Below are 22451 nucleotides of genomic sequence, written 5' to 3' on the forward strand. Positions count from 1 at the left end.
GCCGAAACGCCCGGTTTTCTTTTTTTGTTCACAGTATCTTGATTAGACGTTGCACTAGGCGCAGACTTCGATTCTGCACCGTGCCGTGGCCAGCACAACAATAAGACAAAGCTGAAACAGCATCTACTTACAGATAACTTGCCCGGCGCAGTCAAAACTTACCGTAGCGTCAGTACGATCCTCAACGAGCGTGAGAATGATGCCGCGGGTTATAAAAACACACCGCGCCAGTGAGAAACCCGCAGGGTTTCCCCATGAGGTTGCGGCTATTTTGCTTGGGGAGGCAAAACTATGAGTGAGTTGATCTTCTACACCAATCCCATGTCGCGCGGACGCATCGCGCGCTGGATGCTCGAAGAAGTGGGTGTTCCGTATAAAACGGAAATATTGAGCTTCGAAACCTCGATGAAATCACCCGCTTACCGCCTGATAAACCCGATGGCCAAGGTGCCGGCCATCAAACATGGCGATACCATCGTAACCGAGGCGGCGGCTATCTGTGCTTATCTGGCCGACGCCTTTCCGGGTGCAAATCTTGCTCCGACACCGAAGGCGCGCGGACTTTATTATCGCTGGATGTTTTTCGCTGCCGGCCCCCTGGAGATGGCGGCCAGCATGAAGGCAATGGGTTTTGAAGTACCGGCCGACAAGCTGCGCATGGCGGGCTGCGGCAGCTATGCGGATGTGATGAATACGCTTGAGCGCGCCGTCAGCGAAAACCGCTTCATCGCCGGCGATCTCTTCACCGCAGCAGATGTTTATGTCGGTGCCCATATCGGTTGGGGGCTACACTTCGGCACGATCGAAAAACGCCCGGCCTTCATCGACTACATGGCGCATCTCACCGAACGCCCGGCCTTCAAGCGTGCCGCCCAGCTTGATGAAGATGCGGCGAAGGATTTGCAGGCAACCGGATAGTCGGCCTGCGATATTGCGAAAAACGAACCACGGCCTGTCCGAAAATCGCCCATAGGGTCGGTTCTTGCGACGGGTCTATTCTTCGGATTGGCCGAATGGTTCTCCGACCTCGATTGCATGCCCGTCCGGATCATAAAAGCGGAATACTCTCTGCCCCCAGGCCTGCTCTTGAACGGGATGAATAAGCTCCACATGCGGTGCGATATTTAGAAAAGCCGCATCCACATCTGCGTGCTCGAAATACAGCAGCAGGTTTCGCCTGCCATACGGCTCTTCCATGCCGGATGGTGCTTGCCACACCGTCTCCTCAAGCGACCGCCCCTCATGGATGGCAAAGACGCCTTCAAAGAGAACGAAATCCCCGAAGTCCCGCAATATTCGGAGGCCGAGCCGGTCACGATAAAACGCCTTGGAGCGGTCTATATCGCGCACGAAAGGGATGGGATTTACAAAGCGCATCGCATGACCTCCTCCCCGTCTTCAGCCCTCGATGATTCATACCGTCTCTCGCCAGCCTCAGCGCAGAATGAAAAAAGGCGGGGTAAAACCCCGCCCCTTCCTCAATCTTTCCGGATCAGGCCGCCAGTGCCGCGGCCACCGCTTCGATGGCCTCCTGCGCCTTGGCGCCATCCGGGCCGCCGGCCTGTGCCATATCCGGGCGTCCGCCGCCGCCTTTGCCGCCAAGTGCGGCCGAAGCGGTGCGGACAATATCGACAGCACTGAAACGGGCCGTCAGATCTTCGGTAACGGCAGCAACGGCGCTTGCCTTACCATCCTCGGAAACCGCAATCAGCAGCACGACGCCAGAGCCGATATTGGCCTTGGCCTCATCGGCAAGACCCTTGAGATCCTTGGCATCGATGCCAGCAAGCGATTTCGCAAGGAAATTGACGCCCGCGACCTGCTGCACATCGTTTGCGCCGGCATCCGACGAACCACCGCCCATGGCCAGCTTCTTGCGGGCATCCGCAAGCTCACGCTCCAGCTTCTTGCGCTCGTCAAGCAGCCCTTCGACGCGCGACAGCACGTCGCCCGGCTGAACCTTCAGCGACGACGCCAGAGCCTTCACCCGCTCATCCTGCTCGGCAAGATAGGCGAACGCACCCTGACCGGTGACGGCCTCAAGACGACGTACGCCGGAACCGACAGCGCTTTCGCCGAGAATGCGGATGAGGCCGATCTGACCGGTGGCAGCCACATGGGTGCCGCCGCAAAGCTCAACGGAATAGGGACGATTGGCTTTTGCGCCATGCAAGCCGGTGCCCATCGACACCACGCGAACCTCGTCGCCGTATTTTTCACCAAACAGCGCCATGGCACCTTCGGCAATGGCATCGTCAACGCTCATCAGGCGGGTGACAACAGGCGAGTTCTGCAGCACGATCTCGTTCGCCATGTCCTCAACGACCTTCAACTCCTCGGCCGACATCGGCTTGGGATGTGAAACGTCGAAGCGCAGGCGCTCGGGCGCAACCAGCGAACCCTTCTGGGCAACATGGGTGCCGAGCACTTCGCGCAGCGCCTCATGCAGCAGGTGGGTTGCGGAATGGTTGGCACGCAGACGCGAACGGCGATCATGATCGACCGTCAGCTGTACGGCTTCATCGACCTTCAATCCACCCTTGGACACCGTGCCGGAGTGCACAAAAAGGCCTTCGCCCTTTTTGTGGGTTCCGGTGACATCAAAGCTGCCAGTTTCGCCGACGATGACACCGGTATCGCCCATCTGGCCGCCCGATTCACCGTAAAATGGCGTCTGGTTGACGATAATTTGCACCGTCTCGCCCTCGGCAGCACTATCGACTGCCTTGCCATCCCTGACGATCGCCTGAATGACGCCCTCAGCGGTTTCGGTGTCGTAGCCCAGGAACTCCGTTGCGCCGAGCTTTTCCTTCAGCTCGAACCACACGGTTTCCGTTGCCGTATCGCCGGAGCCGGCCCAGTGCGAGCGGGCTTCCGCCTTCTGGCGCTGCATGGCATCGGTAAAACCGGAAATATCGACGCCGATTTCGCGGGCGCGCAGCGCGTCCTGTGTCAGATCGAGTGGGAAACCATAGGTGTCGTAAAGCTTGAAGGCGGTTTCGCCATCCAGCATATCGCCCTTGTGCAGGGTCGAAGTAGCATCGGACAGCAGCGACAGGCCGCGTTCCAGCGTCTTGCGGAAACGGGTTTCCTCAAGTTTCAGTGTCTCGGAAATCAGCGCCTCGGCCCGAACCAGTTCGGGATAGGCGCGACCCATCTGCTGGATCAGCGCCGGCAGCAACCTATAGATCAGCGGCTCGCGCGAGCCCAGGAGCTCGGCATGGCGCATGGCGCGGCGCATGATGCGGCGCAGAACATAACCACGACCTTCGCTTGATGGCAGAACGCCATCGGCAATCAGGAAGGAGGCCGAACGCAGATGATCGGCGATGACCCGGTGGCTGGCGCGGTGCTCGCCTTCGGCCGGAACCCCGGTTGCCTCGACGGAAGCGGCGATCAATGCGCGGAACAGGTCCGTGTCGTAATTGTCGTGTTTGCCCTGCAGCAGTGCCGAAATGCGCTCGAGGCCCATGCCGGTGTCGATCGACGGGCGCGGCAGGTCGATGCGTTCTTCCTTCGTCAGCTGCTCATATTGCATGAAGACGAGGTTCCAGATCTCGATGAACCGGTCGCCATCCTCTTCCGGCGAGCCGGGCGGGCCACCCCAGATATGATCACCGTGATCGTAGAAGATTTCCGAACAGGGACCACAGGGACCGGTATCGCCCATCGCCCAGAAATTGTCGCTGGTCGCAATGCGGATGATGCGGTCGTCGGAAAAACCGGCGATCTTCTTCCAGAGATTAAAGGCCTCGTCGTCGGTGTGATAGACCGTGACCAGCAGCCGGTTGCGGTCGATGCCGAATTCCTTGGTGATCAGGTTCCAGGCATGGGTGATCGCCTCTTCCTTGAAATAATCGCCGAAGGAGAAATTGCCGAGCATTTCGAAGAACGTATGGTGACGGGCGGTATAACCGACATTGTCGAGGTCGTTATGCTTGCCACCGGCGCGCACGCATTTCTGCGCCGAAGCGGCGGTGGAATAGGGACGGCTTTCAAGACCGGTGAAGACGTTCTTGAACTGCACCATGCCGGCATTGGTGAACATCAATGTCGGATCGTTGCGCGGCACCAGCGGGCTGGAGGGCACGATCTCGTGTCCATTCTTTTTGAAGTAGTCGAGAAAGGTCGACCGAATTTCATTTACACCGCTCATGCCCACACACCGCTCACAGCTGGAGTCCATCATTGCCATCACAAATGACGGCTATATTGCAAAATCAATGGCTTTTATCGTCCGTATCCTGCCCTGTCCAGCCATGCAGGTAAACCAAGGCGCATCGACAAACAAAAAGGGCCAGGCGAGGGAAAATCGCACGGCCCATTTCGTTTCGATCAGCTCATTTCGGCAAAACGGCCCGACAATTCATGCCCGGCCGCTTTTGAGGTGTCAGCCCTCGTCGCCGTCACCGTCGCTATCGCCGGCATCCGGACCGCCATTCTGCAGGAAGCGGTCAGCGATCAGACCGGCATTCTGGCGCAGCGCCAGCTCGATCTCATTGGCCGTTTCCGGATTGTCGCGCAGGAAGGTCTTGGCGTTCTCACGCCCCTGCCCCAGACGCTGGCTGTTATAGGAGAACCATGCACCGGATTTCTCGACGATACCGGCCTTCACGCCGAGATCGACAAGCTCGCCGGTCTTGGAAACGCCTTCGCCATACATGATGTCGAATTCCACCTGCTTGAAGGGCGGCGCCATCTTGTTCTTGACGACCTTGACGCGCGTCTGGTTGCCGACCACCTCTTCGCGTTCCTTGACGGCGCCGATACGGCGAATGTCGAGACGCACGGAGGCGTAGAACTTCAGCGCGTTACCGCCCGTCGTCGTTTCCGGCGAACCGAACATGACGCCGATCTTCATGCGGATCTGGTTGATGAAGATCACCATGCACTTCGACTTGGAGATCGAAGCGGTCAGTTTGCGCAGCGCCTGGCTCATCAGACGCGCCTGAAGACCTGGCAGGCTGTCACCCATCTCGCCTTCGATTTCCGCCCGCGGCGTCAGCGCCGCGACCGAATCGACGACCAGAACGTCGACCGCGCCGGAACGAACCAGCGTATCTGTGATTTCCAGTGCCTGTTCGCCGGTATCCGGCTGCGAAATCAGCAGGCTCTGCAGATCCACACCCAGCTTGCGGGCATAGACCGGATCAAGCGCATGTTCGGCGTCCACGAAGGCGCAGATGCCACCCTTCTTCTGGGCTTCCGCAATGGTCTGCAGCGCCAGCGTCGTTTTACCCGAGCTTTCCGGACCATAAATTTCAACGATGCGCCCCTTCGGCAGACCGCCGATGCCGAGCGCGATATCCAGGCTGAGCGAACCCGTCGAAACGGTTTCCACTTCAACCACATTTTCATTGGAACCGAGCTTCATGATCGATCCCTTGCCGAACGAACGTTCGATCTGGGAGAGCGCCGCTTCCAGTGCCTTGCTTTTATCCACGGATTTATCCTCTACGAGACGCAAAGAATTTTGTGCCATCTGAACCACCTTTAGGTTATTGAAGCCGCACAGGCAATGAAGCAGTATGGAAATGGTATGTACTCCATTTGTTCTCATTTCGCAAGGCGCAGCCAGCATATTGAAAACAAATAGCGATAAGTGGTTTGTTCTATCTTTGTTTTTCGGCTCCGGCCTATCGCCGCAAACGGGAAGTGACAGGGAAACGGACAGGAGGTTCGGCCGAATCGTCCGGCCTTTCCATCCGCCAAAGAGGGAAACGCAAGCGTGAAGAAAATACTCGTTCTGGGCGGCGCGCATATCGACAGACGCGGCATGATCGAGACTGAGACGGCGCCCGGCGCCAGCAATCCCGGCTCCTGGATGGAGGAGGCAGGCGGCGGTGGTTTCAACGCGGCGCGCAATCTTGCCCGGCTCGGTTTTGCCGTCCGCATCATCGCGCCACGCGGCGGCGACGTGACGGGCGAAGCGGTGGCGGAGGCCGCAAAATATGCCGGCGTCGAAGATACGCCCTTCATTTTCCTTGACCGCCGCACGCCGAGCTACACCGCCATTCTGGAGCGTGACGGCAATCTGGTCATCGCGCTTGCCGATATGGACCTCTACAGGCTCTTTACCCCGCGCCGCCTGAAAGTGCGTGCCGTGCGCGAGGCGATCACGGCAAGCGACTTTCTGCTCTGCGATGCCAATCTTCCTGATGACACGCTGACGGCGCTCGGCCTCGTCGCCCGCGCCTGCGAAAAGCCGCTCGCCGCCATCGCCATTTCACCCGCCAAGGCGGTGAAACTGAAGGGCGCGCTTGCCGATATCGACATCCTCTTCATGAACGAGGCAGAAGCACGCGCGCTCACCGGAGAGACGGCGGAAAATGTTCGCGACTGGCCCGGCATTCTGCGCAAGGCCGGGCTTGCCGGCGGCGTCGTCACCCGCGGCGCAAGCGAGGTCGTTGCTTTCGATAGGACGCAAACCGTAACGCTCAACCCGCCCCTTATCCGCGAGGTGAAGGACGTGACCGGCGCCGGCGACGCCATGGCCTCCGGTTATCTTGCCGCGATCACCGAGGGAAAGACCATCGCGGAAGCGCTAAGACAGGGTGCGGCGGCTGCGGCCATCACCGTACAATCGCCCTTCGCCACCTCGCAGGATTTATCAAAAGACAGTGTCGATGCCATGTTGGGACTTGTTCCCGCAGCTGAAATACTGGCATGAACCCGCTTTCAAGAACTGGAACAGAATAAATGACCCGCCCAATCTCCCCGCTCCTGCCCATCGTTTATTCACAGGAAGTCGCCGCCGCCAAGCAGCGCGGTGCGCCGATCGTCGCACTTGAATCGACCATCATCACCCATGGCATGCCCTATCCCGGCAATATCGAGATGGCCGAAAGCGTCGAACAGATCATTCGGGACCAGGGCGCCGTTCCGGCGACCATCGCCGTCATTCACGGCACCCTGCATATCGGCCTCGAAAAGGACCAGCTGGAGGCGCTCGCCCAGACCACTGACGCCATGAAGGTCTCGCGCGCCGATATCGCCTTCGCAATCGCCGAGCGCCGCACCGGTGCCACCACGGTTGCCGCCACCATGATCGCCGCCGCCCGCGCCGGCATCCGCGTTTTCGCCACCGGCGGCATCGGCGGTGTACACAAGGGAGCGGAAGAGACCTTCGATATCTCCGCCGATCTGACCGAACTGGCCAAGACCGGCGTCATCGTCGTCTGCGCCGGCGCCAAGGCGATCCTCGATATTCCGAAGACGCTCGAGGTTCTCGAAACCAACGGCGTGCCCGTCGTCACCTTCGGCTCGGAAGAATTCCCGGCCTTCTGGTCGCGCTCCTCCGGCCTGGCGAGCCCGCTTTCGCTGAACAGCCCGGCAGCAATAGCCAATTTCCAGGTAACACGCGAACAACTCGGCATCGATGGCGGCATGCTGATCGCCAACCCCGTGCCGGAAGAAGACGAAATCCCCCGCGAAGAAATGGAAATCTACATCAACCGCGCCATTTCCCATGCCGAGCGCGACGAAGTCACCGGCAAGGCGGTCACGCCCTATCTGCTCGGCGATATCTTCCGGCTGACGGATGGCCGCAGTTTGGAGACCAATATTGCGCTGGTGCGCAACAATGCGCGGCTGGCGGCGGAGATCGCCGTGGCGCTGGACTGAAGAGCATTCAGTTTTCTCAGTCATCCTCGGGCTTGACCCGAGGATCCACGTTGCGACAGCAGAAATGGATCCTCGCCTCAAGGGCGAGGATGACGGTGCGAAAGTAGCAAGCTCGAAACCAACAAAAAGGCCCGGAAAGCTTGCGCTCTCCGGGCCTTTGTTTTCCTGCCAGAACCCGATCAGTTCTGCGCGACCGGCTTTACCAGCGGCGTGACGCGGCGGATGGTGACGCGGCGGTTCTGCTGTTCCGGACCGAGTGTCTGGACCTTCAGGTAACGCTCGCCATAACCCTGCGTCGCAAGGTTTTCCGGCGGAATGCCATAGACATCGGTCAGCACATTGGCAACGGATGCAGCGCGCTCGTCGGAAAGTACGAGGTTGCTTTCATCCGAACCCACGGCGTCGGTGTGGCCTTCGATGAGGAAGGTTTCCGCCGGGTTCTTTTCCAGCGCCTTGTTGATCGCGTCCGCCACCTTGCGCAGTGAGCGCGCCTGCGCCATCGGAATTTCGGCGCTGCCGGTGGCAAAGGTGATCGTATCGAGGTCGATACGGCGCACCTTGTCGCGGATACGGGCCGAATAGCGCACTTCATCCAGCGAATAGACACGCTCCACGGGCTCGACCGGCGGCTGCTCGAGGAAGCGGTAATAATCGCGGTCCGGATCGCTCGACGTGTCGATGATGTAGTCACGAACGGGGATACGCAGGCGCATCGGCGGCAGGTCGAGGCCCGGATCGCGATAGACATAATCGCGGTCTGGATCGTCCATCAGCTCGGGCGCATAGAACAGCACATACTCCCGGCCGCGATCATCGATGCGCGAGCGCTGGATCACGTCGCCATAACGATTGCGGATCGTCACCACCTGCGTGCCGTCACGGCGCTCCACGGTTTCGCGGACACGACCGCCCGGCAGGCGCTCGTAATAGGGCTCGCCGCCATCACGTATGAAGCGCTGGTTGTCATCGCCACGCACGACGACACGATCGCCGAATTGCAGGATGATCGGCGCATCGCGGTCACGATCCCGGTCACGCGGGCGGCCCTCACGTGGCTGCCATTCGCGCACGCCTTCCGGCCGCTCATATTGCGGACGACGGTCGATGCGCTCGCCCTGCTGGGAGGTGATCGCCTCCATTTTCACGGGTGGCGGCGGGGTCTTTCCTTCGGCGGCACCAGCGCGCTGCGCCTCGGCGTCGGAGGTCGGAACCTTCACGTCACCGGCCTGTTCGCGCTCGCGGCGACGTTGCTCGCGGGCCTGATTGTTGCCGGAGCGCTCCACTTCCTTGTCGCTGTCGAGAACGGCCGCACCCTTGTCGACAGGCAGGATGACGGTATCGGCGGTCTTGGACGGATCCTTGGCAACCGCCTTGGCCTTGTCCAGCTCCTCCTTCGTCATGGGCGGTGCTTCCGTCTGCGGAACGGCAACCTGGTTGGGAACGGGCTCACCGGCAGGCGCCTGTCCCGTCGTGGCGCCGCTTGGCGGCGGGGGCGTCGGCGTGCCCGGCAGCGGCGCTGCAGGCTCTGTCTTGCCCTGACCTTCGACTGGCGGCTTCTCGGAAGGCTGCTGGCCGGGTGCGGGGTTGGGCTGTGCCTCTGGCGCCGGCGGACGTGCGGGTGTCGGCGCTTCCGTCGGAACAGGCGCTTCTTTCGCGGCCGGTTCCGGAGCGTCGGGCTTTTTCTCCGGAACAGCCTTTTCGGCCGGTTCGGATTTCTGTTCCGGAGCCTTTTCTTCTACCTGCGGCTTTTTCTCACGCGGTTTGGCAGGCTGCTCGGCATTGTCAGGACGTGCGGCAGGCTGCTCGGCGGCGGGTTCTTTCGCACGTTCCTTGCGCGGGCGCTCCTTCGGCTGCTGTTCAGCGGGTGCCGCCTCAGGTGCGGCTTCGGGGGCGGCCTCCGGGCGCTGGCGTGCGGGCCGCTGCTCGCCTTCCCCTTGAGGCTCCTGTGTCCGCTCGGGTTTGCGTGGGCGTTCCTGCGGCTGTTCGGCAGGCGCCGGTTCAGGGCGGGCTTCGCGCTGCTGCTGCGGCTCACGCTGAGGTTCCGGCGGTGCTTCACGCTTGGGTTCGGGCTGCGCTTCGCGTTGCGGCTCGGGGCGCGGTTCGGCAGGTGCGGCTTCCGGCTTCGGCTCGGGCGGGCGTTCACGTGGCGGCTCGGGTGCCTGCTCCTGCTTCGGCGGCTCGGCCTGCGGCTGCGCTTCTTCGGCCTGCTGGCGCTGTTTGCGCAGAAGCTCCTCCGGGTTCTGTTCCTCGGCGACCTGACCTTCGGGCTGCGCCTGCGCCAGAATCAGCGGGCTCTGCAACTTGGGCATCTGGGTCTGCGCCCGCGCGGCTCCGGCAAAACCGGCAGCAGCCGGCTCCACCGCAATCGCCAGCGACATGAGGGGGAAAACCACCCCCGTCAGCAATCTGTTCTTCTTCAGCATCGGTGCTTCCTCATCTGCCATTATTGGTCGCTTGTATCGCGACATCTTGAACCGGCTGCGCATGCAGGCGCTGGTCAACGCCTTGCACACGCTTCGGTTCCCATGATGGACAAAGCCTTGTGTACCGGAAATGAACAGATCAAGGCGTTTTCGTGAAAGCTCTGCGGCGCAATCGAGATGACTAATATTGCAGTTGCATTTTTTGACCAACCGGATGAATAATTGCCCCGGCGCTGAAGGCCACGGAAAACAAAAAAACATTCCGTCGCGCCTTGCGCTTATGGCGTCCGCACTGAAAACAACAACAGACTGCGGATGAACGACCAAAAGAGAGGATCGAAATGCCTATTTCCACCCGTCTGCTCGCAGCCGTATCGATTGCCGCTATCTCGCTGTTTTCTGGTGCCGCCCTTGCGCAGGACAAGATCGTCATCGGCACCGAAGGCGCCTACCCGCCCTTCAACAATCTTGAAGCCGACGGCACGCTGACCGGCTTCGACATCGACATCGCCAAGGCGATGTGCGAACAAATGAAAGCCGAATGCACCTTCGTCACCAATGACTGGGACGGCATCATTCCCGCCCTTCAGGCCAAGAAGTTCGATGCCATCATCGCGTCCATGTCGATCACGCCCGAGCGTCTCGAGAAGGTCGATTTCTCCAAGAAATATTACAACACCCCGCCGGCCATCGCCGTGCCGAAGGATTCGCCGATCAAGTCTCTCGACGACCTGAAGGGCAAGTCGCTCGGCGCACAGGGTTCCACCACCCACTCCAACTATGCTGAAAAGCATTTTCCGGATGCCGACGTGAAGATGTATCCGACCGCCGACGAATATAAGCTCGATATCGCCAATGGCCGTATCGACGCCGTCATCGACGATATCGTCGTGCTTTCGGAATGGCTGAAGACGGATGCCGGCGCCTGCTGCAAGATCCTGACGCCGCTCAAGGTCGATGTCGAAATCAACGGCAATGGCGCAGGCGTTGCGGTCCGCAAGGGTGACACAGCGCTCGCCGATAAATTCACGGCTGCCATCGCCGGTATCCGCGCCAGCGGCAAATACCAGGAGATCAATAAAAAATACTTCGATTTCGACGTTTACGGCGAGTAAGCCTGCTCGATCTGTTGAAATCTGGTGGCGGAAGGCTTGCCCTTCCGCCATTTTTGTTTGAAAACGTCACCATAACAATCACGGCGGCTTAAGACCGCGGGGGAAAACTGGCATGAGCGGAGCATTTTCCGCCATAGGTGCGTTCTGGACCTATGTCTCGACACTTCTCGACCCCTTCTGCGGTCCGGTCGGTCTCTTCTCGCTTTTCGGAAACGGCACCCTTGTTGCGTGTGGTGATGCAGGCTGGGGCGATGAAATCGCCTTCGGCGTCAAGGTCACGATCTCGCTGGCGCTTGCGACATTGCCTGTCGGCCTGCTGATCGGCTTCCTCATCGCGCTTGCGGCGCAATCGGAAGAAAAGTCGCTGCGGCTGGCAACCGGCATATACACAACCATCTTCCGCGGTCTGCCGGAATTGCTGACGCTCTTCATCGTCTATTACGGCATTCAGATGCTGCTGCAATCAGCAGCGGGTTATGTCGGCATCACCGGCCCGGTCGAGATCAATGCCTTCGTGGCCGGCATGGTCGCGCTATCGGTGGTGTTTTCATCCTATGCTTCCGAAGTGCTGCTCTCCGCCTTCAAGGCCATTCCCAAGGGCCAATATGAAGCGGGCCATGCGCTTGGCCTGTCGCGCGGCCGCACCATGGTGCTCATCATCATTCCGCAACTGGTCAGGATCGCCCTGCCCGGCATGACCAACCTCTGGGTCATCCTGCTCAAAGACACGTCCTACGTTTCGATCATCGGACTTGCCGATATCATACGTCAGACCGGCATCGCCGCCCGGGTCAGCAAGGAAGCCTTCTTTTTCTACGGCATCGCCTGCCTGCTTTACCTCATCCTCGCACTTCTCTCCTCCATCGGGATCGGCTTCATCGATCGCTGGTCGCGCAAGTCGGAGGCACGCCGATGAGCCATATCAATGAACTCATTCCGCCGCGCCCGGCGCCAGCCATAGCCGACAAGCCGCTCAACATATCGCGCATCGTCGGCATCGCCGTCATCATGCTCTGGCTGCTGCTCGCCGCCGGCTTGATCTTCGCCATGATCGAAGGGTGGGACTGGGCGAAATTCGAACGTTACGGACCACGTTACATTGACGGCCTCATCACCACCATCACGCTGGTCGGAAGTTCGATCATTCTCGGCGCAATCCTGTCGGTGCCGATCGCCTTTGCGCGTATGTCGAAAAACCGCGTCCTCGGCGCACTGGCCTATGCCTATGTCTATGTATTCCGCAGCACGCCGCTTCTGGCCCAGCTTTTTCTGATCTATTACGGCCTCGGCAGCTTCCGCCCGCAACTGGAAGCCGTTGGTCTGTGGTGGTTCTTCCGTGAAGCCTGGTATTGCGGCCTCCTGTCGCTGACCCTCAACACCGCCGCCTATCAAGCCGAAATCCTGCGCGGCGCAATCCGCAGCGTGCCGCTCGGCCAGCATGAGGGCGCCGCCTCGCTCGGCATTTCGAAATTCATCACCTTCCGCAAGGTCATCCTGCCGCAGGCACTCATCGTCGCGCTGCGTCCTTACGGAAACGAGATCATCCTGATGATCAAGGGTTCGGCAGTCGTCTCCATCGTCACGGTTTTCGACCTGATGGGACAGACCCGCTACGCCTTTTCCCGCACATTCGATTACCAGGCCTATCTCTGGGCCGCGATTTTCTACCTGACAATCGTCGAGACGCTGAGGCACGTTTGGGCCTGGCTGGAAGCCCGCCTGACACGCCACCTCAAGCGTTAAGCCAAAGCTTGGCAGCACTCATCAACTGAGGCTGCCAACATTTTGAAAAATATAAATATTTTGTGACAGTCCATGGCTTTGGCAAGGTTGGATTAACCGTGTCGTGTTCCCATGTCAGATACAGCGGCAACGCTGTGATCGGCAATCATGGAAACGGGAACCGCCGTCATGAACAAGGACATGGAAATGATGCTGAGAGGCTACGGCCTCACCACCGCCCAGATATTCTACCGCATGCCGGACCATCCGCTGGTTCTGCAGACCTATGTCTGGCAGGACTATGATCTCGCCCCGGATTTTCCCGAAATGCACGGCTTCCTCAAATTCTGGCAGGAAAAGCTCGACGGACCGCTACATTCCGTCCGCTACGTGCACCGGCAGGTAATCTCGGCGCAGGAATGGCGCGCGCTGAAAGGGGAGTTCATCATCCACTGAGAACTGTCCCCACATAAACGTTGCGCCAACCACCGTTGCGGCTTACAGCAAACGTCAACCGAAGACGTTATGGATACCGCACGATGACGAAGAACCAGAAAATCGACGAAGAGGCGCTTGCCGAGGCCTACAACCGCGCACTGACGCTTGAAAAAGCCGGCGATGTGGAAGCGGCGGTAAAAGCCTATCAGGAAGTTCTGGCGATCGATCCGGAAGATCACGGTGGCGCCGCCGTGCGTATCGCCGCCATGGGCCGGGGCGAAACGCCGCCGAAAGCGCCCGACGCCTACGTCGAAACCCTGTTCGATCAGCACGCCGAAGCCTTCGAGGACATTCTTGTCGAACAGCTGGGTTATGCCGTACCGATGATGGTGCGCCAACGGCTGCAGACGCTGAACCTCGGCCCTTTCAAACGCCTGCTCGATCTCGGCTGCGGCACCGGCCTCACGGGCGAGGCGCTGCGCGACATGGCTGAGGACATCACCGGCATCGACATCTCCGAAAACATGGTCGAAATCGCCCATGAAAAGGACCTCTACGAGACGCTTTACGTCGCGGAAGTCGAAGATTTCCTTGAGGATAATGACGACGAACCCTTCGATATCATCACAGCCACCGACGTGCTGCCCTATCTCGGCGCGCTGGAACCGCTGTTTTTCGGCGCCGCCGAAAACCTCAATGCCGGCGGCCTGCTGATCTTCTCCTCGGAAACCCTGGACGAAAAGACCTTGGCCGGACGTCCCTATATGGTCGGCCCGCATCACCGTTTCGCCCATGCGGAAAATTACGTTCGCGAAAGACTGGCTGCGACCGGTTTCGATATCCTCGAAGTCACCGATATCAACGTCCGTATGCAGGACGGCAACCCGACACCGGGCCATCTGGTGATTGCCAAGCTCAAGGGCTGATAACTCGGCATTTCGGCAGGTTTCTTCTCCCGACCGGGGAGAAGGTGGCCCGAAGGGTCCGATGAGGGGGAAACGTTGCCGGATTTCGGAGAGCTTGCCCCCTCATCCCGCTGCCGCGGACTTCTCCCCGGCGGGGAGAAGAAACAAGTGGCGTCCGCTCGGCCCAATGCGACGAACTCTGCCGTGCTGAATCAATATCTCATCAAGATCGCCCAGCCAGTTGAAGAGATTCGACTTTCCGTCGCAACAACCCGCAAATAAAAATGCCCTCCCCGGCAGCCGGAAAGGGCATTGCTCAAAAACCGGATGAGCGGCGTATCACTCTTCGCCGGATTTCGGATTATCCAGCAGCATGTAATCGAGCGGCAGTTCCGTCGTATATTTGATCTGCTCCATCGCAAAGGCCGACGACACGTCGCGAATTTCGATCTTGGCGATCATCCGCTTGTAGAAGGCGTCATAGGCAGCAATATCAGGCACGACGACGCGCAGGAGATAATCGACATCGCCGCTCATGCGGTAAAATTCGACGACCTCCGGAAATTCGGAAACCACCTCGGAGAAGCGCTTCAGCCATTCGATGGAATGGGAGGCGGTGCGGATGGAAACGAAAACCGTGACCTTGGTGTTGACCTTGACCGGATCAAGCAGCGCCACGCGCCGGCGGATGACGCCGTCCTCTTCCATCTTCTGGATACGCCGCCAACAGGGCGTCGTGGAAAGTCCGACCTTTTTCGCCAGATCAGCGACGGCCAGCGTGGAATCCTCTTGCAGAATGCGCAAAATCTTACGGTCAAGGCGATCCAATGCGTCTATCCTCCTGAATTAATTTCCTTTCAATACACTAATTTTTGCAGAAAAACAGAAAATTGTTTCACTAAAGCCGCATTTCCACATGTTGCCGCAGAACTGGAAGCAGCTCCTGCGTGAACCACGGGTTCTTTTTCAGCCAGCCGGTATTGCGCCAGCTGGGGTGCGGCAGCGGTAAAATGCCGGGGCCGGAATTGGCGTGCAGGTAGCCGCGCCAGTTCTGCACGGTTTCGGTCATGGTTTTGCGTCGCTTTTCGCCCAGATGAAAAGCCTGCGCATATTGGCCGACAGCAAGGATCAGATCCACCTGCGGCATCGCTTCCATCACCCGCTCACGCCATGCAGGCGCACATTCGCGCCGCGGCGGCAGGTCGCTGCCCTTGTCGTCGTAACCCGGGAAACAGAAACCCATGGGCACAATGGTGAAGCGGTCGGGATCATAAAAGGTCTCGCGGTCGACATTGAGCCATTGCCGAAGCCTGTCACCTGAAGCGTCGTTAAACGGCAGTCCCGTCTCGTGCACACGCAGGCCCGGCGCCTGCCCGGCAATCAGGATGCGGGCCTTCTTCGACATGATAACCACCGGCCGCGGTTCATGCGGCAGGCGATCGGCCATGCCCCTGACAGGCGCGTCCCGACAGATGCGACAGCGGGCAATCTCGCCGCGCAACGCATCCAGCCCATCATCGAACCCCGGCATGGATTGATCCATCTCAGCCATGCGACCATCCCAGAAGATGGCGGATGACGGTCAGGAACCCCGCCGCCGGTGTCTCGATATCCGCTGCGCGGTGCTCACGCCGCCATTGCGAAGGTTTTTCGAATTCGCCCGCCCAGATGCCCCGCGCATCCCGGCGCGCTGCGGCCTGTTCACCTGAAAACTGGAAGTAACCGGAGGCGACGGCAAAACCCGCCGACACCATTTCCGCCGAAACATCCCTGCCGCCGGCGGCACAATAAACGAGCAGCCGGCCGTAACGGTCCCTCGAACTGCCGGAACAGGAAAAATTCTGCGCCACGACCAGCCGTTGCAGCACACGGCGCGCCTCCTCCCCGCAGGGCCAGGTCTCGGCGCGGCGCCGGCATGTCTGTGACAGTTCAGGCGCATCGATACCCAGCAGACGAAACCGCTCTTCACCCTTTGAAAGCGTATCGCCGTCGATCACGAAGAAACGGCCGCTATACGTCTCGCTGTTGATCTGGTCGAGCTTGGCGGCGATGAGGATGCCGAGAAAAACCGCGGCAAGAAACAGTCCGCCGTCGCGAAACGCCGAAAAACCCCTGCGCCTGCCTCCGTTTCGTCCCATGTAACAACAAACCCTTGTCAGAAATGGCAAACAAATCCTTTCACGGCAGCATCTTCTTAAGATTTTGAGCGTAGCCTGCAAGGGTTCATGTCACCTGCGTTGTAACAATGAGTAAAAGCGTCAGCACGTCCACCGACAAGATCATCGTCGACCGCTCGAAAAAACACCGCAACAAGGCGGTTTTCGACACGGTGAAGACGACGCGTGAACGCCTGCAGCAGGGTGCCGGCGGAACCGAAGCCTATGAACGCGAAATGCTGACCATGCACATCGCCGAGACCCTTCAGGGCGCGATGTTCATGCCGCTTTTCATCGTGCTCGCCTCCGTCATCGGTCTTTATATCACCCGCGACATCGGGCTGATCATCTGGTCGCTGATTGCGCTCAGCTTCCACGCCATGGCTCTGGTGCTGGCCAAGAGAGCGGCGAAACAGCAGATCACGTCAGAAAATCTCCAGCACTGGAAAAATCTGTTCCTCGGCATGCAGATCCTCATCGGCTGCGCATGGGCCATGTTCGCACTGGCCGAACCGGCGCGCAACGACCCGACGCTTGTCCTCTTCTTCAAGGGCGCAACGCTGCTGATCGCGCTTTCGCTGACCGCCATGGCCAATTTCATGCTGCGGCGGGCGACTTTCATGACTTTCCTGCCGGTTATGGCAGCGCTGTGCGTCACCTCGGCCATCTCGCGTGATCCATTCGATGTCGGCCTTGCATTGATGTTCGGCATGGCGATCCTCTTCTGTCATCGCATCACCAGCCGGCTCTACCAGACCAGTGTCAAGCTCCTGTCCTCCCAGACGGAAAAGGACGACCTGATCGCCGAACTCGAAGTCGCCAACTCGGTTTCGGATGAAGCGCGACGCCGCGCCGAAGAGGCCAATCTGGCCAAATCACGTTTTCTCGCTTCCATGTCGCATGAGCTGCGCACCCCGCTCAACGCCATTCTCGGCTTCTCCGAGGTCATGGCGTCAGAAGTGCTCGGCCCGCTCAACAACCCGCTCTACAAGGAATATTCCGGCGATATCCATCGCTCCGGCCAGCACCTGCTCGATCTCATCAACGAAATCCTCGACCTGTCGCGCATCGAGGCCGGTCGCTATGATCTCAATGAGGAATCCATCTCGATGCTGGAAATCGCCGAGGATTGCATCGGCATGATCCAGCTGCGCGCCCGCGCCAAGACGATCAGGATTTCGCAGCAGTTCGAAAGCAGCCTGCCGCAGGTCTGGGCTGACGAAAAATCGATCCGCCAGGTCATTCTCAACCTTCTCTCCAATGCCGTGAAATTCACGCCGCAGGGCGGTGAAATCCTTGTGAAAGCCGGCTGGACGGCGGGCGGCGGGCAATATGTGTCGATCAAGGATAACGGTCCCGGCATTCCCGAAGACGAAATTCCCGTGGTGCTGTCGGCCTTCGGTCAGGGATCGATCGCCATCAAGAGCGCCGAACAGGGAACCGGGCTTGGCCTGCCCATCGTTCAGGCCATTCTTGCCAAACATGACGGCCAGTTCATCCTGAAATCGAAGCTGCGCGAAGGCACCGAAGGCATCGCCATCCTGCCGGCAAAACGCGTGTTGCAGAGCCTGCCGGCCGTGGAGGAAACCCACGCGATCCAGCCGCGCCGCCGGTCCTTCGCATAAGGGCTCAAGGCCTCAGAAGAACAACGTCGTTACCAGCGAATAAAGCACGAAGAATCCGTTCGCCATCAACAGGCAGAAAACGGCGAAGGAGCCGAGGTCCTTGGCATGTCGCCCGACCGAGGAAATTTCCGGCGAAATGCGGTCCACCAGCTCCTCGATCGCGGTATTAAGCGCCTCGACCGCAAACAGCAGCAACATCAGCACAGTGAAGACGAGAAGATGCGCAAAGGGCGCAGCGACGATGAGAAGCAGGCCAAGCCCGACGCCGAAAGCCAGAACCTCATGCCGGAACGCCGCTTCCTGCCACAGCCGGCCCAGCCCCTGCACGGAATAGCGGGCAGCGGCGAAAAGATGCCGCCAGCCTTTTTCCTTGCGGAATGCCGGTTCGGGTTGTTTCTTTTGCGGCGTCGCGTCCATCTTCGGCCTCAATGATCTGTGCGGGGGCTGATGCGGGTATCCACACCCGCCGCTTCGAAAGTCGCCATGCCGGAATGGCAGGCCGCGGCAGCCTTGACGATGCCGGCGGCCAGTGCCGCACCGGTGCCTTCGCCCAGCCGCATGCCAAGCGCCAGAAGCGGCGTCTTGCCAAGCTTTTCGACGGCGGCGAGATGGCCCGGCTCACCCGAGACATGGCCGATCAGGCAATGATCAAGCGCCGAAGAATTGGCGGCCTTCAGCAGAGCGGCAGCGGCGGTTGCCACATAACCGTCGATCAGCACGGGAATACGCTGCACGCGCGCCGCGAGGATAGCGCCGGCGATAGCCGCGATCTCGCGTCCGCCGAGACGGCGCATGATTTCCAGCGGATCGGACAGGTGGTCCTTGTGGAACTCGACAGCAGCCTTTACCGCCGCAATCTTGCGGGCCATGACCTCGCCTTCCGAACCGGTGCCGGGACCGGTCCATTCTTCCGCCGTGCCGCCATAGAGCGCGAGATTGATCGCCGCCGCAATCGTGGTGTTGCCGATGCCCATTTCGCCGACGCAGAGAAGATCGGTGCCGCCGGCAATCGCCTCCATGCCGAAGGCCATGGTCGCCGCACAGTCGCGCTCCGAAAGGGCCGGCTCGCAGGTTATGTCGCCGGTCGGATAATCAAGCGCGAGATCGAATATCTTCAGGCCAAGATCATTGGCGACGCAGATCTGGTTGATGGCCGCACCGCCGGCTGCAAAATTCTCCACCATCTGCTGGGTCACGGACGTCGGATAGGGCGTAACACCATGACGGGTGACACCATGATTGCCGGCGAAAATCGCCACCAGCGGACGCGTGACGGCGGGCGAACGGCCTGACCACGCGGCCAGCCACATGGCGATTTCCTCAAGGCGGCCGAGCGAACCGGCAGGCTTGGTCAGCTGCGCATTGCGCTCCTTGGCCGCCACCAGCGCATGCGTCTCCGGGCCGGGAAGCTCACGCAGCAGCGCGCGAAAATCGTCGAAGGGCAATCCGCTCATGCTCATGGTGTCTGTCTCTTTCGTAGCCGGGTTGGCTGTCGCATCGGCTCATGCGTCCGGAACTTGTGTTTTCCGGCAAATCGGTCTTTGTTGCGCCTCTCATAATCGCGGATGCGCCGCGGAACAACCGGAAATGCAAGTGCAGCAACGGAGAGAGCATGAAGGCCCGGGATTTTATAACAGATGTCATGCATTCCGTTGCCTTTCTCAGCCGCCTGCCGGTTCCTTCGCGTTTTTTCGAAAATGCCGATGGCGTGTCGATGCGCCGCACCGCCCGCGCCTTTCCCGCCGCCGGCCTGCTGATCGCCCTGCCTGCGGCTTTTCTGGTGGTGATTTTCGCCACCTTCGATGCCTCGCCGCAGCTCACCGGCTGGCTCGCCATCGCCCTCACGGCGCTTCTGACAGGTGCACTGCATGAGGATGGACTGGCCGATATGGCTGATGGTTTTGGCGCAGGCAAGGACAAGGCACGCACACTTGAGATCATGAAGGACAGCCGCATCGGCAGCTATGGCACCATCGCCATGGTGCTGTCCTTTGCCCTGCGCGCCACCGCACTCGCATCGCTGATCGAGACACTTCCCGCTAAAACTGCCGCCGCCGGCCTTATCGCCGCACTTGTCCTGAGCCGTGCCCTGATGGTGTGGCACTGGCAGGCTATGCCCGCCGCCAAAACCTCCGGCATTGCCGCCGGCGCCGGCCAGCCAGGAGACACCGAGCGCAATATCGCGCTGGCGATCGGGTTGCTCGTCTTCATTCTCTTCACACTGCACGCTTTGCCTCTTCTGTCGATTGCACTTGTGCTGGCGGCAGCCATTCTGGCCACCGTGCTGTTCGGCCGGCTGTGCGACAGGAAGATCGGCGGCCATACCGGCGATACCATCGGCGCCTGCCAGCAGATCACGGAGATCGTTACTCTTGTCGCCCTTGCCCTTGCGACGTAACGGTCTGATATAGATCGTCATGGAAACACCCTGCATCCATATCTGCCGCCTCGATGCGACCAACAGCCTCTGTATCGGCTGCGGCCGCACGCTGGATGAAATCGGCGGCTGGACAGGCTATAGCGACGAGAAACGCCGCGCGATCATGCAGACGCTGCCGCAAAGACTGGAAAATTTGAGCGAGACCGCCAAGGAGACGCATACCGCATGAACAGGTTGACCATCGTTCTCCTTCTCCTCGCCGTGGGCCTCGGCCTGCTTCTCATCAATCACGATGGTGGCCGCACATTCGGCCTCGATAATGATCAATTCGCACAGGCCCTCTATCTCGTGCCCATTGCCGGCCTCCTGTCGGTCGGTATCCTGGCCGGAAGACGCGGTGGCTTCGGCACCGTCATCCGCCAGCTCGCCGTCTGGCTCGTCATCATCCTCGGCCTCGTGTCGCTCTATCTCTATCGCTACGACCTGCAATCCTTCGGTGATCGGCTGCTTGGTGGCCTGATGCCGGGCCGCGCCGTGGTGGTGACGACCGCCGGCGGCGAACAGGAAATCGTGCTGCATAAATCGATGAGCGGCCATTTCGAGGCGAATGTCAGCGTTGATGGCAAGACCATCCACATGCTCGTCGATACCGGCGCTAGCTCCGTGGTGCTGGCCAATGCCGACGCCGCCGAAATCGGCATCGACACCGGCAGCCTGCGCTATACCGTACCTGTTATGACCGCAAATGGCCGCACGGCAGCAGCCCCCGTCACCCTGTCGGAAATCGGCATCGGCCCGATCGTGCGCCGCAACATCCCCGCCCTCGTCGCCCAGGACGGCCAATTGGGCCAGAGCCTGCTCGGCATGAGCTTCCTGTCGACGCTCGGTTCGCTGCAGATGCAGACGGACGAATTGCGGTTGCGGGATCGATAAACTCATCTCGGACAAGCCATCTCATCTTGAAATCAAAGGCTTTCGCCACAATATATGTGAAGCAACAACGAGAACTTTGGGCGACGCAGAACCGCTGGAGACAGTGGATTTTCCGGAAAATCTCGCCACCTCGGCAAATGATTGACATCCCACATTGGCCATGAGACAAGATTACATGTTCAACGCAGGAGTTCTCTACATGATCGGTCCTGATCCCATCCTACTTTGATCTGAACGTCTTTCCACTGCGAGAAGCGAAGCGTCGAACTATGGTTTCGGCGCTTTTTGGTTTTTAGAAACGCCCGGCGAACGAATTTTTCGCTTCAGTTTATATCTCCTGTATTTTCGTTCCATCGTCTCCAAAAGTTTCTCGCCGGTTTTCTTTGCCTCCTCCGCATGTTCATAGAGGCTCCGAATAGCGCTTTCTCGCCCCTCGAGTGAAATATTGGTGAAGCTCTTGCGGTATATTCCATCTATCTTGGCGCGGATTTTATCCAGAACACCATAGAAGTAGACGACATCTCCAATGTACTCTCTTCCAGTGGCGGATATGGAATCGATATTCCTCAGATAGAAATGGGTGTGACGTGCATCTGTAATATGCGGAACGAAATCTTTGTTTTCCTTGATACGCTCCCTGAAGGTCACATAAGAAATAGGCGCTGCGAGAAAGATCGCCATATCGGCTGTATTAAAGTCGATTTCAGCATACAGGGATCGAATAGATTTCTCTTTTTCTCGCGATTTTTTCCAGACGCCGACGCCCACTGCTACGAATTGACCAAGTATCCAGAGCGTGAAGGCTGTGGAAGCCGCGACCACTGCAGCGAGCAATTGCGGGGTTTCAGATATTTGCTGCGTCGCTGACATGCAACGATCTCCATAAATATAATAAAAATAAACCTTGTAATAACGGCAATATAAAAATCATAATTCGCCAATATTAACAATACTAAGACGCCGTTTCAAATCGTAAGCGGGGCTATGACTTGCGTTCCCGATGTCAGATCGGTCACGATGGGAAAACACGGTAAGGGTGCGACCATATTAATCGGCGAATTAAAATACTCGTAGAAACACCCTTCCGAGACATTTCTTTCTGCCCGGCCCCCGCCCAGCGAACCATTGCCC

22 protein-coding genes are annotated in these 22451 nt (G+C 59.4%); 12 read left to right on the plus strand and 10 right to left on the minus strand.

Features of this window, described 5'->3' with window-relative positions:
• The first annotated feature begins 291 nt into the window (after positions 1–291).
• Positions 292–918: a glutathione S-transferase family protein gene (locus EXN68_RS06560; RefSeq protein ID WP_142840135.1), complete on the plus strand. Its 627-nt coding sequence runs from the start codon at positions 292–294 to the stop codon at positions 916–918.
• 75 nt (positions 919–993) lie between these two features.
• Here EXN68_RS06560 and EXN68_RS06565 read toward each other — a convergent pair whose 3' ends face one another.
• The 3 genes from EXN68_RS06565 to recA form a co-directional block, all read right to left on the minus strand.
• A complete protein-coding gene (locus tag EXN68_RS06565) occupies positions 994–1377 on the minus strand; it encodes a VOC family protein (RefSeq protein WP_142840136.1) in 384 nt (127 codons plus the stop codon).
• Positions 1378–1492: 115 nt separating this feature from the next.
• Positions 1493–4156 (minus strand): alanine--tRNA ligase, encoded by a 2664-nt coding sequence (gene alaS / locus EXN68_RS06570; RefSeq protein ID WP_142840137.1) that lies wholly within the window; start codon positions 4154–4156, stop codon positions 1493–1495.
• 234 nt (positions 4157–4390) lie between these two features.
• A complete protein-coding gene (gene recA, locus EXN68_RS06575) occupies positions 4391–5482 on the minus strand; it encodes a recombinase RecA (protein ID WP_046798211.1) in 1092 nt (363 codons plus the stop codon).
• 246 nt (positions 5483–5728) lie between these two features.
• Between recA and EXN68_RS06580 the strand changes: the two genes are divergently transcribed.
• Positions 5729–6670, plus strand: coding sequence for a carbohydrate kinase family protein (locus tag EXN68_RS06580; RefSeq protein WP_142840138.1), 942 nt, complete (start codon positions 5729–5731; stop codon positions 6668–6670).
• 29 nt (positions 6671–6699) lie between these two features.
• Positions 6700–7623, plus strand: coding sequence for a pseudouridine-5'-phosphate glycosidase (locus EXN68_RS06585; RefSeq protein WP_142840139.1), 924 nt, complete (start codon positions 6700–6702; stop codon positions 7621–7623).
• A gap of 179 nt (positions 7624–7802) precedes the next feature.
• Here the strand turns inward: EXN68_RS06585 and EXN68_RS06590 are convergent, their stop codons facing one another.
• Positions 7803–10046, minus strand: coding sequence for an OmpA family protein (locus tag EXN68_RS06590; protein ID WP_142840140.1), 2244 nt, complete (start codon positions 10044–10046; stop codon positions 7803–7805).
• Between the two features lie 341 nt (positions 10047–10387).
• On the opposite strand from EXN68_RS06590, the gene EXN68_RS06600 reads away from it, so the two are divergent.
• The 5 genes from EXN68_RS06600 (at position 10388) to EXN68_RS06620 (ending at position 14247) form a co-directional block, all read left to right on the plus strand.
• Positions 10388–11161, plus strand: a complete 774-nt coding sequence (locus EXN68_RS06600; RefSeq protein WP_142840141.1) for an ABC transporter substrate-binding protein — start codon at positions 10388–10390, stop codon at positions 11159–11161.
• 112 nt (positions 11162–11273) lie between these two features.
• Positions 11274–12077 carry an ABC transporter permease gene (locus EXN68_RS06605; protein ID WP_142840142.1) on the plus strand — a complete coding sequence of 268 codons (804 nt, stop codon included), beginning with the start codon at positions 11274–11276 and terminating at the stop codon, positions 12075–12077.
• Positions 12074–12904 carry an ABC transporter permease gene (locus EXN68_RS06610; protein ID WP_142840143.1) on the plus strand — a complete coding sequence of 277 codons (831 nt, stop codon included), beginning with the start codon at positions 12074–12076 and terminating at the stop codon, positions 12902–12904. Before EXN68_RS06605 ends, EXN68_RS06610 begins: the two co-directional genes overlap by 4 nt.
• Before the next feature lie 168 nt (positions 12905–13072).
• The gene (locus EXN68_RS06615; protein ID WP_142840668.1) at positions 13073–13339 is read left to right on the plus strand and encodes an usg protein; all 267 of its coding nucleotides are present in this window, start codon (positions 13073–13075) and stop codon (positions 13337–13339) included.
• Between the two features lie 83 nt (positions 13340–13422).
• On the plus strand, positions 13423–14247 hold the full coding sequence (locus tag EXN68_RS06620) for a class I SAM-dependent methyltransferase (protein WP_142840144.1): 825 nt from the start codon (positions 13423–13425) through the stop codon (positions 14245–14247).
• A gap of 318 nt (positions 14248–14565) precedes the next feature.
• On the opposite strand, the gene EXN68_RS06625 is transcribed toward EXN68_RS06620, so the two are convergent.
• The 3 genes from EXN68_RS06625 to EXN68_RS06635 form a co-directional block, all read right to left on the minus strand.
• Entirely contained in the window at positions 14566–15054 is a 489-nt protein-coding gene (locus EXN68_RS06625) for an Lrp/AsnC family transcriptional regulator (protein WP_003507846.1), read from the minus strand.
• A gap of 70 nt (positions 15055–15124) precedes the next feature.
• On the minus strand, positions 15125–15778 hold the full coding sequence (locus tag EXN68_RS06630; protein ID WP_161991229.1) for a uracil-DNA glycosylase family protein: 654 nt from the start codon (positions 15776–15778) through the stop codon (positions 15125–15127).
• On the minus strand, positions 15771–16364 hold the full coding sequence (locus EXN68_RS06635) for a thermonuclease family protein (protein ID WP_142840145.1): 594 nt from the start codon (positions 16362–16364) through the stop codon (positions 15771–15773). The genes EXN68_RS06630 and EXN68_RS06635 overlap by 8 nt, the downstream gene beginning before the upstream one ends.
• Positions 16365–16471: 107 nt before the next feature.
• Between EXN68_RS06635 and pdhS2 the strand changes: the two genes are divergently transcribed.
• Entirely contained in the window at positions 16472–18007 is a 1536-nt protein-coding gene (pdhS2, locus tag EXN68_RS06640) for a two-component system sensor histidine kinase PdhS2 (RefSeq protein WP_142840146.1), read from the plus strand.
• Between the two features lie 12 nt (positions 18008–18019).
• Here the strand turns inward: pdhS2 and EXN68_RS06645 are convergent, their stop codons facing one another.
• Together EXN68_RS06645 and cobT are read right to left on the minus strand one after the other, a co-directional pair.
• Positions 18020–18424, minus strand: coding sequence for a diacylglycerol kinase (locus EXN68_RS06645; protein ID WP_142840147.1), 405 nt, complete (start codon positions 18422–18424; stop codon positions 18020–18022).
• 8 nt (positions 18425–18432) lie between these two features.
• Positions 18433–19467, minus strand: a complete 1035-nt coding sequence (gene cobT, locus EXN68_RS06650) for a nicotinate-nucleotide--dimethylbenzimidazole phosphoribosyltransferase (RefSeq protein WP_142840148.1) — start codon at positions 19465–19467, stop codon at positions 18433–18435.
• Between the two features lie 152 nt (positions 19468–19619).
• Here cobT and EXN68_RS06655 point away from each other — a divergent pair, with 152 nt between their 5' ends.
• Genes EXN68_RS06655 through EXN68_RS06665 form a run of 3 tightly spaced genes read left to right on the plus strand, consistent with a single transcriptional unit; the run spans position 19620 to position 21320 of the window.
• Complete coding sequence (locus tag EXN68_RS06655; protein WP_142840149.1) at positions 19620–20405, plus strand: adenosylcobinamide-GDP ribazoletransferase; 786 nt, start codon at positions 19620–19622, stop codon at positions 20403–20405.
• Between the two features lie 19 nt (positions 20406–20424).
• Positions 20425–20616: a DUF1289 domain-containing protein gene (locus EXN68_RS06660; protein WP_142840150.1), complete on the plus strand. Its 192-nt coding sequence runs from the start codon at positions 20425–20427 to the stop codon at positions 20614–20616.
• Positions 20613–21320, plus strand: coding sequence for a TIGR02281 family clan AA aspartic protease (locus EXN68_RS06665; protein ID WP_142840151.1), 708 nt, complete (start codon positions 20613–20615; stop codon positions 21318–21320). The genes EXN68_RS06660 and EXN68_RS06665 overlap by 4 nt, the downstream gene beginning before the upstream one ends.
• Before the next feature lie 267 nt (positions 21321–21587).
• Here the strand turns inward: EXN68_RS06665 and EXN68_RS06670 are convergent, their stop codons facing one another.
• Positions 21588–22190, minus strand: coding sequence for a hypothetical protein (locus EXN68_RS06670; RefSeq protein WP_142840152.1), 603 nt, complete (start codon positions 22188–22190; stop codon positions 21588–21590).
• Between the last annotated feature and the right edge of the window lie 261 nt (positions 22191–22451).

The organism is Martinezella rhizogenes, from assembly GCF_007002745.1.
In the GTDB taxonomy this organism is placed as follows: Bacteria; Pseudomonadota; Alphaproteobacteria; order Rhizobiales; family Rhizobiaceae; genus Agrobacterium; species Agrobacterium cucumeris.

What these genes read in the sequence shown, in the direction of transcription:
- recA (WP_046798211.1), bottom strand. Translation starts at nt 5,482, where the DNA reads ATGGCACAAAATTCTTTGCGTCTCGTAGAGGATAAATCCGTGGATAAA.
- EXN68_RS06655 (WP_142840149.1), top strand. Translation starts at nt 19,620, where the DNA reads ATGAAGGCCCGGGATTTTATAACAGATGTCATGCATTCCGTTGCCTTT.
- EXN68_RS06670 (WP_142840152.1), bottom strand. Translation starts at nt 22,190, where the DNA reads ATGTCAGCGACGCAGCAAATATCTGAAACCCCGCAATTGCTCGCTGCA.
- EXN68_RS06645 (WP_142840147.1), bottom strand. Translation starts at nt 18,424, where the DNA reads ATGGACGCGACGCCGCAAAAGAAACAACCCGAACCGGCATTCCGCAAG.
- cobT (WP_142840148.1), bottom strand. Translation starts at nt 19,467, where the DNA reads ATGAGCATGAGCGGATTGCCCTTCGACGATTTTCGCGCGCTGCTGCGT.
- EXN68_RS06660 (WP_142840150.1), top strand. Translation starts at nt 20,425, where the DNA reads ATGGAAACACCCTGCATCCATATCTGCCGCCTCGATGCGACCAACAGC.
- pdhS2 (WP_142840146.1), top strand. Translation starts at nt 16,472, where the DNA reads ATGAGTAAAAGCGTCAGCACGTCCACCGACAAGATCATCGTCGACCGC.
- EXN68_RS06630 (WP_161991229.1), bottom strand. Translation starts at nt 15,778, where the DNA reads ATGGCTGAGATGGATCAATCCATGCCGGGGTTCGATGATGGGCTGGAT.
- EXN68_RS06600 (WP_142840141.1), top strand. Translation starts at nt 10,388, where the DNA reads ATGCCTATTTCCACCCGTCTGCTCGCAGCCGTATCGATTGCCGCTATC.
- EXN68_RS06585 (WP_142840139.1), top strand. Translation starts at nt 6,700, where the DNA reads ATGACCCGCCCAATCTCCCCGCTCCTGCCCATCGTTTATTCACAGGAA.
- EXN68_RS06605 (WP_142840142.1), top strand. Translation starts at nt 11,274, where the DNA reads ATGAGCGGAGCATTTTCCGCCATAGGTGCGTTCTGGACCTATGTCTCG.
- EXN68_RS06665 (WP_142840151.1), top strand. Translation starts at nt 20,613, where the DNA reads ATGAACAGGTTGACCATCGTTCTCCTTCTCCTCGCCGTGGGCCTCGGC.
- EXN68_RS06560 (WP_142840135.1), top strand. Translation starts at nt 292, where the DNA reads ATGAGTGAGTTGATCTTCTACACCAATCCCATGTCGCGCGGACGCATC.
- EXN68_RS06590 (WP_142840140.1), bottom strand. Translation starts at nt 10,046, where the DNA reads ATGCTGAAGAAGAACAGATTGCTGACGGGGGTGGTTTTCCCCCTCATG.
- EXN68_RS06615 (WP_142840668.1), top strand. Translation starts at nt 13,073, where the DNA reads ATGAACAAGGACATGGAAATGATGCTGAGAGGCTACGGCCTCACCACC.
- alaS (WP_142840137.1), bottom strand. Translation starts at nt 4,156, where the DNA reads ATGAGCGGTGTAAATGAAATTCGGTCGACCTTTCTCGACTACTTCAAA.
- EXN68_RS06565 (WP_142840136.1), bottom strand. Translation starts at nt 1,377, where the DNA reads ATGCGCTTTGTAAATCCCATCCCTTTCGTGCGCGATATAGACCGCTCC.
- EXN68_RS06635 (WP_142840145.1), bottom strand. Translation starts at nt 16,364, where the DNA reads ATGGGACGAAACGGAGGCAGGCGCAGGGGTTTTTCGGCGTTTCGCGAC.
- EXN68_RS06620 (WP_142840144.1), top strand. Translation starts at nt 13,423, where the DNA reads ATGACGAAGAACCAGAAAATCGACGAAGAGGCGCTTGCCGAGGCCTAC.
- EXN68_RS06610 (WP_142840143.1), top strand. Translation starts at nt 12,074, where the DNA reads ATGAGCCATATCAATGAACTCATTCCGCCGCGCCCGGCGCCAGCCATA.